This window comes from Pseudomonas juntendi (assembly GCF_009932375.1).
Lineage (GTDB): Bacteria > Pseudomonadota > Gammaproteobacteria > Pseudomonadales > Pseudomonadaceae > Aquipseudomonas > Aquipseudomonas juntendi.
Genome location: NZ_BLJG01000474.1, coordinates 1 through 275, shown reverse-complemented (window position 1 = coordinate 275; position 275 = coordinate 1). Strand labels below are relative to the sequence as shown.

At 66.5% G+C, this 275-nt stretch carries 1 pseudogene; it reads right to left on the bottom strand.

Going from position 1 to position 275, the window contains the following annotated elements:
- Positions 1–245, bottom strand: a pseudogene (locus GYA94_RS26795) (sigma factor); the annotation flags it as partial.
- Positions 246–275: the final 30 nt, after the last annotated feature.

Below are 275 nucleotides of genomic sequence, written 5' to 3'. Positions count from 1 at the left end.
AGCACGAGCCAGCGCTGCTCGGGCGACGGTACATGCTGTTCAGGCAACTGCGCAAAGGCATCCATGTAGGCCTGCTCCAGGCTGCGGCGCTGGTGGAAGTTGCTGAGCAGGCGCTTGCCCACGGTAAGCAGGTAGGCGCGTGGCTCGCGGATGTCTGCCAGCGGCTGAGCACTGGCCAGCACCCGCAGGAACGTATCCTGGCTGAGGTCGGCGGCATCCCAGGCATTGCCGATGCGCCGCCACAAGAGCCTAGCCTGCCTGCCCTGTACCGGGAG